Here is a 16,023-nt window from a genome sequence, read left to right on the forward strand (position 1 = left end):
CCCGGTCGAGGAGCATATGCTGACATCCGCCTCTTGGATAGACTGAACGAAGGAATTTAGGACACAGATCCTGTGAGACATGGAAGGGTAAGTTACCAGAGTTATTGCGGACACCTATAGTAACCATATTTTTACAAAACATGTATAGCTTTATTTAGGTGGTTAATATATATCCATATATTTAAATTACTTCAATACATATCCAAGAAGTTTCTTTTAGTCATGATGATATTGTAAGAATGGGAGAGATATCAAGAGAAAATTAAAGTATAGAGAGGAAGGAAGAATTATGAATAAAATTTCATTTAAACACTTAATTGGTGGTGAACTTGTAGATGGATTAGGAAAAGAAATGGAAGTGTATAGTCCAATTACAGGCAAGGTGATTGCCAGGTTTGCTGAAGCATCAAGTGAACAAGCTATACTTGCAGCAAAAGAAGCAGAAATTGCATTTAAAACTTGGTCTAAGCTGTCGCTTTCACAAAGAGAAAAATATATCTTAAATTTTGCAAATAAACTTGAAGAAAATAAAGAAACAATTATAGATTTGTTAATACAAGAAACAGGAAAAGCTTATGAAACAGCTGAATATGATTTTAATATGCTACCAGATTGCTTAAGATTTTTTATAGAAGAAGCAAAACGTTTGGATGGAAGTATTATTCCAGATTATGATGATGGTCATATGAATATGATTATTCGAAAACCAGTTGGTGTAGTTGTTGGCTATTTAGCGTGGAATTTCCCCCTATTAAACATAGGATATAAATTAGGTCCATCTTTAGCATCTGGGTGCACTTGTGTTTTAAAACCAGCATTTATAACACCACTTGCATCTTTATATGTAGGTATGCTTGCACATGAATCTGGAATGCCAGCAGGTGTAATTAACATGATAGCAGGTGCAGGTGCATCTATTTCAGAAACACTAAATCAAAGTACGATCCCAGATTTAATAACACTTATTGGGTCAAGTCAAACTGGAAGAAAAATTGTTGAGCAAAGTGCAACATCTATAAAGCATCTTTCTCTGGAGTTAGGGGGAAATGCACCAGTTATTGTTTTTGATGATGCGGATATTGAGCAAGCAGTATCTGCAATAGCAAAAGGTAAATTTACTAACTCTGGGCAAGTGTGTGTTGCTCCAAATAGAGTTTTTGTACACAAAAATATAAAAGATGAGTTTATTTTAAAGGTTAAGGAGTTTGTTGAGGGAATTACTTTAGGAAGTGGGAAGGATGAAGCAGATTTTCTTATGGGACCTTTATCATCTGCCAGAGCAGTATCAAGTATGGAATATCTTATTGAAGATGCAGTTAAAAAGGGAGCCATAATTCTATGTGGAGGTAAAAAAGCAGAAAGAGATGGATATTTCTTTCAGCCAACTGTTCTTATGAATGTGACAAAAGATATGAAGGTATACCAAGAGGAAATATTTGGACCTATTATGCCTATTCTTGAATTTGATGAAAATGATGATCCAGTAGAATTAGCAAATGATACTATATATGGATTAGCAGCTTATGTTTATACAAATAATTTAAAAGAAGCTTTAAATCTAGCAAGAAATATTGATTCAGGAAGTGTATGTGTTAATGAACCATTTTTCACTTACAATATGCCTCATGGTGGATGCAAAGAAAGTGGAGTGGGAAAAGATTGTTCTAGATTTAGTTTAGAGGAATATTATTATGTACAAAGAATTAGTTTAAAATTATAAGGATTATAGAAATAAAAAAAGAATTGCTGTTTCGTAGCTAGCAATTCTTTTTTTCGTGTCAGTAATTTAATGTGAATTTTAAAATCAACACAATACTATTGACAGATAAAAAAAAAGGGACTATACTTTAATTAAAGAGAAAGCGAAACGTTTCGCTCTATATCAAAATAAAAAGAATAACGATATATTTTATCTTTAGGAGGAATAAATATGGCTTTGGTTAATCCTATTAAATTTATGAAACTAGCGCAAGAAAGAGGCGTAGGAATAGCTGCATTTAATGTTCATAATATGGAAACTATACAAGCAGTTTTACAAGGAGCGTCAGAAGAAAATGCACCAGTAATTATACAAACTACTCCAGGAACTTTAAAACATGCAGGTATTCATAATATAGCAGCTATGGTAAAAGCAGAAGCAAAATTATATGACATCCCTGTTGCTCTTCATGTGGATCATTGCTCATCTTATGAGACAATTATTAAATGTATACAAAGTGGATATACATCAGTGATGATTGATTCTGCAGAGTTACCTTATGAAGAAAATGTCAAAATGGTTCAAAAGGTAGTGGAACTAGCTCATTTTGCTGGAGTTGCGGTAGAAGCTGAAATAGGAAGAATTGGTGGAGTTGAGGATGATATGTTCATCAATGAAGCAGATGCAGCATTTACCATCCCTAGTGAAGCAAAAGATTTTTCTGAATCAACAGGAATAGACAGTCTTGCAATTGCAATTGGAACAGCTCATGGAATGTATAAAGGAGAACCAAAATTAGATTTTAATAGATTATCGGAGATAAGAGAAGTGGTACAAGATATTCCACTTGTATTGCATGGAGCATCAGGTGTTCCAGATGAAAGTATAAAAGAAGCTTTAAAAAGAGGAATAGTTAAGATAAATATAGCAACTGAACTTAAATTACCTATGGCAGAAGCTATTAAAGAAGCTTTTGCAAAGAATCCAAATGAAAGCGATCCTAGAAATTATATGGGGGCAGCTAGACTTGCTGTAAAGGAAGTTGTAAAAGAGAAAATAAGATTATGTAATAGTTCTGGACTAGCTAAAGAATGCAAGTAATTTGCATTTTTTAAGGAAGAGCTAAACGTTTAGCTATAGATTAAATATTGAAGTAAATGTATAAATTTAAATCATATAAAGGAGTATTGATATGAGTAAATTATTGCTAGGAATAGATATCGGGACTTCAGCTTGTAAAGTAGCTATCTTTGACTTAAAGGGTAGAGTAGTTGCTCAAGATACAAAACCTTATAAAGTATATTATCCAGCGCCAGATTATGTGGAACAAGATGCTATGGAATGGTGGGAAGCTGTTTGTTCAGCCACTAAAGAAGCTTTAAGTAAAGGAAATATTAATGCAGAAGATATTGCAGGCATAGGTGTAGATGGGCAAAGTTGGGCATGTATACCTGTTGATAAACAGGGAAATCTACTTCATAATGCAATGATTTGGATGGATAGAAGAGCTACAGAACAATCACAAAAAACATTAGCAAAGATAGGGTTTGATAGAATTTTTGAAGTTAGTGGTAATTCTTTTGATGCCACATATACTACACCAAAAATTTTATGGTTAAAAGAAAATAAACCTGATATTTATAAAGAAACTTATAAATTTCTTCAATGTAATAGTTATATAGCATTCAAGTTAACAGGAGAAATGACTCAAGAAGTATCTCAAGGATATGGACTTCATATGTTTGATATGAAAACAGGAAAGTATGATGAAAATCTTTGCAATGAACTAGAAATAGACATTGACAAACTACCGGATATTTTTCCATGTCATCAGGTTATTGGAGAAGTTAGTGAAGATGCAGCAAAAGCAACGGGGCTTATGGTTGGAACTCCAGTTGTAGCAGGAGGGCTAGATGCAGCTTGCGGAACATTAGGTTCAGGAGTTATTGAATTCGGACAAACTCAAGAGCAAGGCGGACAAGCTGGTGGTATGAGTATATGTTTAGAAGAACCATTGGGACATCCTAAATTAATTTTAGGTTATCATGTAATACCTGATGCATGGTTATTACAAGGTGGAACAGTAGGTGGTGGAAGTCTTAAATGGTTTAGACAAGAGCTAGGAGCTTATGAAGTTGAGATGGAAAAAAGCACTGGAGTTAATGCTTTTGATGCTTTAGTTAATGAAGCTTCTAAGGTGGAAAAGGGTTCAGAGGGAGTGATTTTTTTGCCTTATATGGCAGGTGAAAGATCTCCTATATGGGATAAAAATGCAAAAGGTGTTTTCTTTGGACTTGGATATGATAAAACAAAAGGTCATATGGTACGCTCAGTATTAGAAGGAACAGCTTATTCACTTCAGCATAATTTAAAGACTGCTGAAGAAGTGGATGTAAAAGTTGATGAACTTATAGCAATGGGTGGAGCCGCAAATAGTAAACTTTGGACTCAAATCAAAGCTGATGTTACTGGTAAGGTTATTAAAGTGCCTACATCTGATACTGCAACAACTTTAGGAGCAGCAATATTAGCGGGTGTTGGAACAGGAGTATATAAAGATTTTAAAGAGGCAGTAGAAAAAACTATTAAAATAACTAGAGTTCATGAACCAAATATGAAAGCACATGAAGTTTATAAAAAGTATTATAATACTTATCTTAAAATATATGAAAATTTAAAAGAAACATTTAAAAATAGTGAGGTGTAAACAATGAAAGCAGGAGTTATTCATGCAAAAGATGATTTAAGATTCGAAGAGGTTTCAAATCCACAAGTTGGAGAAGGTGAAGTTCTAGTAAAAGTAAGAGCAACAGGAATTTGCGGATCAGATATACCAAGAGTTTTAGCCGATGGGGCACATTTTTATCCTATAGTTATTGGACATGAATTTTCGGGTGATATTGTAGAAATAGGAGAAAACGTGACTTGTGTAAAAGTAGGAGATAGAGTTGCAGGAGTACCACTTGTTCCATGTATGAAATGTGATGATTGTATAAAAGGTGATTATGCTTTATGCAAGCATTATAGTTTCATTGGTTCAAGAGAACAAGGAAGTTTTGCAGAATATGTGAAAATGCCTGAAAAAAATGTAGTAAAGTTTGGCGATAGTGTAAGTTATGAACAAGGTGCTTTTTTTGAACCTTCTACAGTAGCATTACATGGTTTGTTACGTTGTGATTATAAAGGTGGAGAAGATGTTGCTATTCTTGGGGGAGGAACTATTGGTTTATTCACTGCACAATGGGCAAGAATATTTGGAGCTAAAAGGGTTTGTGTATTTGATATAGATAATGATAGATTAGCACTTGCTAAGAAACTTGGAGTAGATTTCACAATTAATACAAGAGATGAAGATTACAAAGAACAAATTAAAGATTTAGTAGGTAACAATGGTTTTGGTTTTGTTTATGAAACAGCTGGAGTAGATGCAACTATGAAACTAGCTTTTGAACTTGCCGGCAATAAAGCAGGTGTTTGTTATATAGGAACTCCAACAAGAGAGTTGAACTTTACACCTGAATTACTTGAAAAAATGTTAAGAAAAGAGTTTGATTTAACAGGATCTTGGATGTCTTATAGTGCTCCTTTCCCAGGTAAGGAATGGACATTGACTGCACACTATTTTTCAACAGGAGATTTAAGATTTGAGGATGAACTTATTTTTAAAAGACTTCCTTTAAGTGAAATAAAAAGCGGTTTTGATATGTATAAAACACCAGGATTTGTTAAAGGTAAAATATTATTATTAAATGATTAGGGGGGATAATTATGTCTATTAAACATCCAATGGTAACTATTGTAGAAAGTCAAAAAAGTGGAGTAGCAAAAGGAATTTATTCTGCTTGTACTGCTAGTGATTACGTTATTGAGGCTGTACTTGAAAGAGCGCTTATAGATGATGAATATGTATTGATTGAAGCTACAGCAAATCAAGTAAATCAATTTGGTGGATACACAGGAATGATGCCTAAAGATTATGTAGAATTCGTAAATTGTATTGCTGAAAAAGTTAATTTCCCTAAAGATAAAATAATACTTGGAGGAGATCATTTGGGTCCTCTTACATGGGTTAATGAAAATGAAACTGAGGCTATGGAAAAATCTAAAGTATTATTGAGAGAATATGTACTTGCAGGTTTTACTAAGATTCATATAGATACAAGTATGAAGGTGGCAGATGATGCGAAAGACGAACCACTAGATACTGGTGTTATTGCAGAAAGAGGAGCTATTCTTTGTGCAGTAGCTGAAGAAGCTTATAAAGAATTATTAAAAACTAATCCAGAGGCAGTACCTCCTGTTTATGTAGTAGGAAGTGAAGTACCAATACCTGGTGGAGCACAAGAAGAGGAAGAAGAAGGAATACAAGTTACAAAAGTAGAAGATTTTGAATCAACAGTTGATACTTTTAAAGCAGCTTATGAAAGACATGGACTTAACAGTGCTTGGGAAAGAGTAATAGCAGTTGTTGTTCAACCAGGAGTTGAATTTGGTGATGAATCTGTAGATGAATATGATAAAAAAGCAGCAAAAGAATTAATTTCTTCTTTAAATAAATACAATGGCCTTGTATTTGAAGGACATTCAACAGATTATCAAACAAAATATAAATTAAAAGATATGGTGGAAGATGGAATAGCAATCTTAAAAGTTGGACCAGCGTTGACATTTGCTTTAAGAGAAGGTTTATTTGCTCTTAATAATATAGAAAATGAATTGTTTAAATATAATGCAGATGTTGAACTATCACATTTCATTGATGTTTTAGATATGGCAATGGTTAAAAATCCGTCTAATTGGAAGAAACATTACCACGGAAGTTCAGAAGCTATAAAATATGCTAGAAAATACAGCTATTCAGATAGATGTAGATACTATCTTCCAGGAGAAGATGTAAGAACAGCGGTTGATAAAATGGTAAGCAATTTGAAAGAAGTTAAAATACCATTAACTTTAGTTCATCAATTTATGCCTATTCAATACAATAAAATAAGAATTGGATTACTTGAAAATGAGCCTGAAGCATTAATAAAAGATTGGGTAGTAAATTGCATTGATGATTATGTATTTGCATGTACACCAGAAAAATCAAATTCTAGATTAGCAGTTTGATAAAATTAAAAGAATGAATAGAAAATAGAAAATATAAAATATAAAAGGAGAATATATATGGAAAAATTAAATGATATTATTGATCCACAATCAGTACCACAAAGAAACCTTTATACTGGAGTTAAAATGCCAGGAATAGGAATGGGAACTTTTGGTTCAGATCGTTTTACAGCAGAAGAAGTTGCAAATGCAGTAAAAGGAGCAGCAGAAGTTGGTTTCAGATTATTTGATTGTGCCTCTGTTTATGGAAATGAACATTTAATAGGGGAAGTATTTAAAGAAATAATGGAAACAGGAATAAAAAGAGAAGAATTATTTATAACTTCTAAAGTGTGGAATGATAAACATGATGATGTTATCGAGTCTTGCAAAAAAACTCTTAAAGATCTTCAATTAGACTACTTAGATGTATATTTTGTACACTGGCCATTCCCTAATTTCCATGGAAAAGGTGTTTCAATAGATTCAAGAGATCCTAATGCTAAACCATATATTCATGAAAACTATATGAAAACATGGCGTCAAATGGAGCAATTAGTAGAAATGGGACTTGTAAAACATATTGGGACTTCAAATATGACAATTCCAAAATTGAAATTGGTTTTGAGAGATGCAAAAATTAAACCAGCTATAAACGAAATGGAGTTACATCCATGTTTCCAACAACCAGAATTATTTGACTATTTAAAAGAAAATGAAATAGTTCCAATAGGTTTCTGCCCAATTGGATCACCAACTCGTCCGGATCGTGACAAAACTGAAAATGACTTTGTTGATATTGAAGATCCTATTGTTGTTAAAATTGCAAAAGCTCATGGAGTACATCCAGCTGTTATTTGTGTTAAATGGGCAGTACAAAGAGGACAAAGTCCAATTCCATTCTCAATTTATAGAAATGAATATGCAAGTAATCTTAAGGCAGCAGTTACAGATTTATTAACGGATGAAGAAATGAAAGAAATGGAAAAGGTAGATAAGAATTGTCGTCTTATAAAAGGAGATGTTTTCTTATGGAAAGCAGGTCAAACATGGGAAGCTTTATGGGATGTTGATGGCGAAATAACACCTGCATAAAAAAGTTATTCTTTATAAATAAATAATTCTATTTCAATAATGGAGGAAATAATATGTTAAAAGGAATTCCAAAAATAATATCTCCAGAACTTATTAAAATCTTAATGGAAATGGGTCATGGTGATGAAATAGTTATATCAGATGGTAATTTTCCAGCAGCATCTATAGCTAATCGTCTTGTAAGAGCTGATGGACATGATGTACCTGAACTTTTAGATGCAATATTAAAATTTTTCCCTTTAGATCCATACGTAGAAAAAGCTGTTTCTCTTATGGAAGTTGTACCAGGAGACCCAGTAAAAACTCCTATTTGGGAAGAATATAGAGACGTAGTTAAAAAACATGATGCAAATTTTGATGGATTTGAACATGTAGAGCGCTTTGAGTTTTATGAAAGAGCTAAAAAAGCATATGCAGTGGTTGCAACAGGTGAATCAGCACTTTATGCAAACATTATATTGAAAAAAGGCGTAGTTGTAGATTAGAAATTAATAATATATATTTCATAAAATAAAAGGAGTGTGTTATAAACACCCTCCTTTTATTTTATTATAAGAAAATCTTATAAAAATACTATTCTAAATTAGGTGGGTGAAAATAAATGATAAAACATATAAGAATAAATGTAAAAGATAATGTGTTAGTGGCTTTAAAAAACTTAGAAAAAGGTGAAATATTATATGATGGCAGTAGGGAAGTTAAAGTAAAAGAAGATATAAAGATGGGTCATAAAATAGCAATAAATGATATAATAAAAGATGAAAATATTACAAAGTATGGCTATGAAATAGGACATGCTACAAAAAAAATTAATTCAGGTGAACATGTACATTGTCATAATGTAGAAACTAATCTGCAAGGGATTGAGAAATATAAGTACAATAAAAAAAGTTGCAATAATATATATAAAGATGAGTTTCGTACTTTTAAAGGGTACAAAAGAAAGGATAAAAGTGTTGGGGTAAGAAATGAATTATGGATTGTTCCTACAGTTGGTTGTGTAAACGGTACCTGTGATAAAATAATTAATAAATTCAAGGAAGAAGTAAAAATTGATGATATAGATTATTTAGGGGTTTTTAAACATAATAATGGTTGTTCCCAAATGGGAGATGATCTTATAGCTACAAGAAATATTCTGAGAAATATGGTAAGGCATCCAAATGCAGGAGGGGTACTTGTTTTAGGACTAGGATGCGAATATATTCAAATGAAAGAATTTATAACTTCTTTAGGAGAATATGATGAATCTAGAGTTAGGTTTTTAGTGGTTCAGGAAGTTGAAGATGAAATACCTATAGCAGTTGAATTATTGAAGGATTTATATGAAAATATGAAGAATGATAAAAGAGAGGATATTTCAATATCCGAGTTGAAAATTGGACTTAAGTGTGGTGGTTCAGATGGTATGTCAGGACTTACTGCAAATCCTTTATTAGGAGAATTCTCAGATTATTTAGTAGCTAATGGAGGAACTACAATTTTAACTGAAGTACCTGAAATGTTTGGTGCAGAAACTATACTTATGGAAAGAGCTTATGATGAGGAGGTATTTAATAAAATAGTTTATATGATAAATGATTTTAAAGAATTTTGCAGAGAAAATAAACAAACAATATATGAAAATCCATCTCCAGGCAATAAAGATGGAGGTATAACTACTTTAGAGGATAAATCTTTAGGGTGTACCCAAAAATCTGGATATTCTACAGTGATGGATGTTATAAAATATGGGGAAGTTTTGAAGAAAAAAGGATTGAACCTTTTAGACTCACCTTCTAATGATTTAGTTGCATCATCAGCGCAAGCTGCAGCAGGGTGTCAAATAGTATTATTTACAACAGGAAGAGGCACACCATTTGGGAGTTTTGTACCCACTGTAAAAATTTCATCAAATACTAAACTTTATAAAAAGAAACCACATTGGATTGATTTTAATGGAGGACAGTTAACTGAGAATAAAACTATAGAGGAAGTGGCTAAGGAATTCATTGATTATGTAATTGAAGTGGCTAGTGGAGAATGGGTTAATAATGAAAAAAATGGATTTAGGGAACTTGCCATATATAAATCAGGAGTGACACTTTAACTAATATCATTTATAATACAGCAGAAGATTCTATTGTTTTTGAAAACTCATATTGTAACAGTCCTATGTGTGTTCCTTCTAGAGTTAGTATTGCAACTGGACGTCATGCGCTCAGTCATGGTGCTCTTGATAATATGTTAAGACCTTTGGATAATGAAGTATCCATGTATAGTATTTTGCAAAACCAAGGATATTTTACTTTAAATCAAGGTAAATGGCATTGTAATATTGAACCAGCTAAGTTTGGTATGAGTTCCTCCAATGAAAGAATTTATAAAACAAATAATCCTGAAAATTATGTAACGTGTTTTGGAATTACAGACCCTGAACTTAGAAAAAAAACAGAGTATAAAAGGAATTATGGTGAAATTCCATTGATTATTTCTGGCACAAGACCTTCTCATAAAGATGATACAATGGATAGTATTGTAACAAAGAATTATTTAAATGATCTTGATAACATAAGTGCAGACAGGTTGCCCATTTTTGCTAGATTATCTATTATGGATCCCCATACACCTTATATTCCATCAGAACCATATGCATCTATGTACAAACCTAGTGAATTACCAATGCCAAATAGCATTAATGAGAATTTAAATACTAAACCAGTTTTGCAAAGGTATTTTCATGAAGTAAGAGGATTTAATTTATTAAATGAAGAAGATTATAGAAAATGTAAAGCTTCTTATTATGGATTAGTTACACATGTTGATGACCGTGTTGGGCAAGTTATTGATAAATTAAAATCTCTTGATTTATATGAAGATAGTTTAATAATATTTACTTCTGATCATGGCAGTATGTTAGGTGAACATGGGTATGTAGAAAAATGGGGTCATATGTATGAACAGGTTATGAAAACACCTCTTTTAATTAAATTTCCTAAGAATAAATATAAAGGAAAGAGAATGGACAGCTTTGTTGAATCTATTGATGTTATGCCAACAATTTTGGATATTCTAAAGTTGGATATTCCTAATTCTGTACAAGGTAAAAGTCTTATGCCTTATATTGAGGATAAAAGTGAATCCCATAAGAATGAAGTATATGCCCAGTATTATTGCGGTGCATTACAGAATGAATCAGCTTTAATGGTAAAAGATGCTAAGTGGAAGTTTACTTATTATCCAGAGGGGAATGTAATAGAAAATAAATTAATGAATGACCATCGTATGAAAATGACTGGATTTTTTGATGGGGAAGAAGTTTTTGGAGAGTTATATGATATAATTAATGACCCTGAAGAAATTAACAATCTATTTGATAATTCATCTTACCAAGAAATTAAACAAACATATATGAATAAGTTAGAAAAATGGAAAAAAGAACTTGGACTTACGGTTGAAACTCACACCATGAAAGAAAAGAATGATTTAAGCCTACATGTAGTAACTCAAGGTGAAAATATGAAAGCAGCACAGGATTTGTTTCGAGGGGAAGGACGTTTAAGACAATTGAAATTGAAAGAAAACTAAGATTGATTAATTCAAATAATATATTTTATGCAAAAAATAAACCAAGAGAATATTTTCAAATGGTTTATTTTTTGCAAGAAAAGGAAACTTTATTTATAATCTTCAGCTTCTTCTTTTAATTTATACAATTCAGTTTTTAGTTTATCTACAATATCTTTATATTCTAAGTCATCATAAACATTAAACATTTCACAAGGATCTTTTTCTAAATCAAATAATTCCCATTCAGGTTCAGTTGGCATATCTAAAGCTTCAGTTGCGTCTAAAGCTTCACCATAATAATAAATTAATTTGTATTTATCTGTTCTGATACCATAGTGAGAGGCTACATTATGATGAGTTAAGTGCATCCAATACCTATAATACATTCCAGTACGCCAATCCTCCGGAGTTTTTTCTTCAAATAAAGGACGTAATGATTTTCCTTGCATTTCAGCCGGTATATCTACGCCAGCATAGTCAAGGAAAGTTTCAGCAAAGTCTAAGTTTAAGGCCATATCTTTGCAAACTATTCCAGCTTTTATTCCTTTTGGATAACGAACCACAAATGGCATTCTTAAGGATTCTTCGTACATAAATCTTTTGTCAAACCAACCATGGTCTCCTAAGAAAAATCCTTGATCAGAAGTGTAAATTACAATAGTATCATTAGTTAAAGATTCTTCATCTAAATAATCTAATAATCTACCTACATTATCATCCACAGAGGCTACACAACGTAAATAATCTTTTATATATCTTTGATATTTCCAATTCTTAAGTTCATCTAAAGAATTAAAAGTTACTATTTCTCCATTTTCAGTGGTTAATGAATAATTTTCTACACTTTCAGGTAGTGGAATTCTAAAACTATCAGCATTGAATTTATCTCTTAAGTGTTCACAACCAGGCATGGTTGTCCCGTAATCTTTAATATTTTCAGGCGGTTGAAGTTTTAAATCAACAGAGTCCATATCCGATACTACTCTCATGTTAGCTCTTTTTGCAGCATTAGATCTGTTTTCATAAGTGTCATTGAAAGTATCAGGCATTGGTATATCTACATCATCATACATATGAGCATGTTTAGCATCAGGTTCCCAAGGTCTATGAGGAGCTTTATGGTAACATAATAAACAAAAAGGTTTTTCTTTATCTCGGCTTTCCATCCAATCAAGGGAAAGATCAGTAACTATATCTGTTGCATAACCTTCAAAAACTTTATTTTCTCCCATATCGTTCATAACAGGATTAAAGTAGTCACCTTGACCTGGAAATACGCACCAACGGTCAAAACCAGTAGGCCAATTTTCTTTTTCCTCTCCTAAATGCCATTTTCCTATCATTGCAGTTTGATAACCACTTTTTTTAAGAAGTTTAGGAAATGTCATTTGAGTGCTATCAAAGCCATCACTTAATGTTCGTACTCCATTCAAATGGTTATGCTTTCCAGTAAGAATTACAGCACGGCTAGGAGCACAAATAGAATTTGTACAAAAACAATTATCAAATCTGATACCTTCATTAGCTATTCTATCCATATTTGGAGTAGTATTTATTTTACTACCATAGCAACTCATGGCGTGCGCAGCATGATCATCTGTCATTATAACAATAATATTAGGTTTCTTCATGTTTTCAACCTCCAGTTAATTTAATAAAAAATAATGTGAATATATAATAAAGTGTAATCTCAATAAGAAGATATTTGAATATAAAATTCTAACATGTATTTGTGAATTTATAAGATGGAATATATTTATTTAAATAAATATAGTACCAAGCTGTATAATCTTAAAATTTGCATATAAAAAAAATAAAGCACATTGACCAGCTATAATGTAAATGATATATTGTATTCGTTATCATGAAACGGATATAGATATAAAAGTTATGATTTGAGACCTACTATTTTCACTGATTAGGAAGGGGGGAAAGCCAGAATGTTGGTAAGTTGAGGGGAGATAAACTTGGGTTGATAAATGTTAGTATTTATAGGGATTAAGTCAATAGTAAATAATAATTATAGGATATTTAAATCATAAATGGTATAATAATACAAAAAGGTTTATATGGTTATGAACTTAGGAAAGGAGCGAAGTTGATGAAGAATAAATACAAAGAGCATAAAATTTTTATAAAATGGATATTATCTTATATGTTCATACTTACAATACCCATTATTTTAAGTTGTTATATTTATGCAGAGTCTCTTAACGTAATTGAAGAGAAAACAAATAGCGTTTATATTGAATCATTGAAACAATTTCAAACAACTATAGACACTAATTTAGTTGGTATTGAACAAATAGTAACAAAAATGGCATTTTACAGCAAGATTAATACTTTGATGGTTTATAATGGACAATTAGGACCAATCCAAAGTTATAATAAACTTGAAATAATGAACTATATCAAGAATTTTAAAATTGCTAATGGATACGTAGACAAGTTGTTTATATATTTTAAAAATAATGATTTTATTATTTCAGATTTTGGAGCTTATGGTCCCCTAGAATATTATAGATTAAATTATAAAGAAGAGAATAATAGCTATGATAGATGGTATAAAAAATTAAAGAGCAATAATTATAGAGTTTATTACAATGACAGAATTGATAATGATAATATTGAGAAAAATAGCATAAAGCAAGATGAGTTAGTTGAACCTTTAGAATATATGCAATCCTTGCCCATATATTCTAGGAAAGAGGTTGAAGCAAATATTGTGGTGGAGTTAAATAAAAAAGCAATATATGATTTAATGATTAAAAACAATGAAATAATTGAAGGTAATATAATAATTCTTGATAAAGAGTTAAACCCTGTAATAGCAACTACAAATGAAAATTTCACCAAGAAATTGATTGAAAATAATTTTATGCATAGTGAAAATGTTTCTAAATTTAGCATAGATGGTAATAGATATATTGTAAATTATGTTACTTCAGAAGTGAATGGTTGGAAATATATAATTGTTGTACCAACTGAAAGTTTGTTAAAGAAATCAGCGGAGATTAAAAACCTGATATTTATAACCATCGCATTGTGTTTTGCAATTGGTGGAGTGGCAGCTTATTTATTTTCAATTAAAAACTATAATCCCATAAGTAATTTAATAAGATTATTTAATAAAGATGAAGAAAGTTTATTAGGATTCAAAAATGAATTTGATTATATACAAAAATCAGTTATATCTGTTATTAAAGAAAAAGAAAGCATATATGAAAAATTAGACCAACAGAAAGATATGTTAAGAAATAATTTTATCTCCAAACTAGTTAGAGGAAAAATTGATTATTCATCAGTAGAACAAGCATGCGATATTTATAATATAGAGTTTAAAGGTGATTTTTTTTCTTTGATAACCTTTTATATATTAGATGTTAATAATAAATTTTTTCTTTATTTTAAAGATTTAAATAAAGATGACATGTTGATGATGCTTAAAGATATAATTAATAGAGTAATTTTAGAGATTATAAAAGAGGAAAAAATAGTATTTATAGTAGAAATAAATGATATGTTAACCTGCATTATAAATTTTAAAGAATTTACACAATATAAAGATGAAAAGTATTGGACAAGTATTATGGGCAAAATAAAAGAAGAGGTTGAAACTGAACTGGGCATTTTTGCCATAGCAGCAATTTCTGAGTGCAATATGGGTATTCAGGCCATTCCAATAGCATATCAAGAAACTATCGATACTCTTGAATACAACACTTTTATGGAAATAAATACTGTTGAATACTGTAGTGAGATAAAAATGAATAAAGAAAAGAAATCCAAACATGATACATATTTTCAAAGTGAACAACAATTTATTAATTGTATAATAATTGAAGATTACAAAAGTGCCAAAAATATTTTAATGGAAAGGACACACAGTATTATTGAAGATAATAGTTTATCTCTAGAGGCTATGAAATTTAAAATATTTGGAGTGGCAAATTTGCTTATTAGTGCTATTGAAGAGAAAAATAGTGATTTTATGATTACAGTTATGGAAGAAATTTATCCCTTTAAAAGATTTTATAAGTGTAAAACGGTATACCAATTGGAAAAAGAAATGATTAATTCATTAGAAAAATTTTATGATTACTATGAAGAAGAGAAATTTAATAAACAGAAAAGTGTAATAGAGGATATGAAAGAATTTATTAATAAAGAGTATGCGGATATAAATCTTAATGTATCTATGGTAGCTGATAATTTTGATATGAATATTAGTAGAATATCAAAATTATTTAAACAGGCTACAGGTATGGGTATGTTAGATTATATTAATAGAGTTAGGATTGATGAGGCAAAAAAATTATTGGATCATCAATGTTATAGTATAAAGGATATTTCAGCTATGGTTGGATTCTACAATAGTGTGAATTTTATAAGAGTGTTTAAAAAATATGAAGGAACAACTCCAGGTAAAAAGAATAAATGCGAAAAAAACAATGAAGCAAAAATTGATAATTCGGAAAAAATGGATAATTTTAATTGAAATGAAAATAAATAAAATTACTCAAAGCTTTAATATAAAAGGTTTTGAGTAATTTTAAGTTAATTTTTGATAATGATGAAAAAACTGAGCA

At 30.7% G+C, this 16,023-nt stretch carries 11 protein-coding genes; 10 read left to right on the forward strand and 1 reads right to left on the reverse strand.

Annotated features, from left to right (window positions below; translation table 11 throughout):
* Positions 1–289: 289 nt before the first annotated feature.
* The 9 genes from BUB83_RS07515 (at position 290) to BUB83_RS07555 (ending at position 11,452) form a co-directional block, all read left to right on the forward strand.
* Positions 290–1,720 (forward strand): NAD-dependent succinate-semialdehyde dehydrogenase, encoded by a 1,431-nt coding sequence (locus tag BUB83_RS07515; RefSeq protein ID WP_073337843.1) that lies wholly within the window; start codon positions 290–292, stop codon positions 1,718–1,720.
* 210 nt (positions 1,721–1,930) lie between these two features.
* The gene (locus BUB83_RS07520) at positions 1,931–2,800 is read left to right on the forward strand and encodes a class II fructose-bisphosphate aldolase (protein WP_073337844.1); all 870 of its coding nucleotides are present in this window, start codon (positions 1,931–1,933) and stop codon (positions 2,798–2,800) included.
* Between the two features lie 91 nt (positions 2,801–2,891).
* A complete protein-coding gene (locus BUB83_RS07525) occupies positions 2,892–4,406 on the forward strand; it encodes a xylulokinase (protein ID WP_073337845.1) in 1,515 nt (504 codons plus the stop codon).
* A 3-nt stretch (positions 4,407–4,409) separates the two neighbouring features.
* On the forward strand, positions 4,410–5,456 hold the full coding sequence (locus BUB83_RS07530; protein ID WP_073337846.1) for a galactitol-1-phosphate 5-dehydrogenase: 1,047 nt from the start codon (positions 4,410–4,412) through the stop codon (positions 5,454–5,456).
* A gap of 11 nt (positions 5,457–5,467) precedes the next feature.
* On the forward strand, positions 5,468–6,811 hold the full coding sequence (locus BUB83_RS07535; protein WP_073337847.1) for a class II D-tagatose-bisphosphate aldolase, non-catalytic subunit: 1,344 nt from the start codon (positions 5,468–5,470) through the stop codon (positions 6,809–6,811).
* Between the two features lie 57 nt (positions 6,812–6,868).
* Positions 6,869–7,885, forward strand: coding sequence for an aldo/keto reductase (locus BUB83_RS07540; protein WP_073337848.1), 1,017 nt, complete (start codon positions 6,869–6,871; stop codon positions 7,883–7,885).
* 53 nt (positions 7,886–7,938) lie between these two features.
* Complete coding sequence (gene fucU / locus BUB83_RS07545) at positions 7,939–8,370, forward strand: L-fucose mutarotase (RefSeq protein ID WP_073337849.1); 432 nt, start codon at positions 7,939–7,941, stop codon at positions 8,368–8,370.
* Positions 8,371–8,486: 116 nt separating this feature from the next.
* The gene (locus BUB83_RS07550) at positions 8,487–9,974 is read left to right on the forward strand and encodes a UxaA family hydrolase (protein ID WP_073337850.1); all 1,488 of its coding nucleotides are present in this window, start codon (positions 8,487–8,489) and stop codon (positions 9,972–9,974) included.
* 8 nt (positions 9,975–9,982) lie between these two features.
* Positions 9,983–11,452, forward strand: coding sequence for a sulfatase-like hydrolase/transferase (locus tag BUB83_RS07555; RefSeq protein ID WP_278336921.1), 1,470 nt, complete (start codon positions 9,983–9,985; stop codon positions 11,450–11,452).
* A gap of 89 nt (positions 11,453–11,541) precedes the next feature.
* On the opposite strand, the gene BUB83_RS07560 is transcribed toward BUB83_RS07555, so the two are convergent.
* A complete protein-coding gene (locus BUB83_RS07560; protein ID WP_073337852.1) occupies positions 11,542–13,065 on the reverse strand; it encodes a sulfatase family protein in 1,524 nt (507 codons plus the stop codon).
* 470 nt (positions 13,066–13,535) lie between these two features.
* Between BUB83_RS07560 and BUB83_RS07565 the strand changes: the two genes are divergently transcribed.
* Positions 13,536–15,932 (forward strand): helix-turn-helix transcriptional regulator, encoded by a 2,397-nt coding sequence (locus tag BUB83_RS07565; protein WP_073337853.1) that lies wholly within the window; start codon positions 13,536–13,538, stop codon positions 15,930–15,932.
* Positions 15,933–16,023: the final 91 nt, after the last annotated feature.

The organism is Clostridium grantii DSM 8605 (genome assembly GCF_900129965.1).
Lineage (GTDB): Bacteria > Bacillota > Clostridia > Clostridiales > Clostridiaceae > Clostridium_AF > Clostridium_AF grantii.

What these genes read in the sequence shown, in the direction of transcription:
- BUB83_RS07565 (WP_073337853.1), top strand. Translation starts at nt 13,536, where the DNA reads ATGAAGAATAAATACAAAGAGCATAAAATTTTTATAAAATGGATATTA.
- BUB83_RS07540 (WP_073337848.1), top strand. Translation starts at nt 6,869, where the DNA reads ATGGAAAAATTAAATGATATTATTGATCCACAATCAGTACCACAAAGA.
- BUB83_RS07535 (WP_073337847.1), top strand. Translation starts at nt 5,468, where the DNA reads ATGTCTATTAAACATCCAATGGTAACTATTGTAGAAAGTCAAAAAAGT.
- BUB83_RS07560 (WP_073337852.1), bottom strand. Translation starts at nt 13,065, where the DNA reads ATGAAGAAACCTAATATTATTGTTATAATGACAGATGATCATGCTGCG.
- fucU (WP_073337849.1), top strand. Translation starts at nt 7,939, where the DNA reads ATGTTAAAAGGAATTCCAAAAATAATATCTCCAGAACTTATTAAAATC.
- BUB83_RS07525 (WP_073337845.1), top strand. Translation starts at nt 2,892, where the DNA reads ATGAGTAAATTATTGCTAGGAATAGATATCGGGACTTCAGCTTGTAAA.
- BUB83_RS07550 (WP_073337850.1), top strand. Translation starts at nt 8,487, where the DNA reads ATGATAAAACATATAAGAATAAATGTAAAAGATAATGTGTTAGTGGCT.
- BUB83_RS07530 (WP_073337846.1), top strand. Translation starts at nt 4,410, where the DNA reads ATGAAAGCAGGAGTTATTCATGCAAAAGATGATTTAAGATTCGAAGAG.
- BUB83_RS07520 (WP_073337844.1), top strand. Translation starts at nt 1,931, where the DNA reads ATGGCTTTGGTTAATCCTATTAAATTTATGAAACTAGCGCAAGAAAGA.
- BUB83_RS07515 (WP_073337843.1), top strand. Translation starts at nt 290, where the DNA reads ATGAATAAAATTTCATTTAAACACTTAATTGGTGGTGAACTTGTAGAT.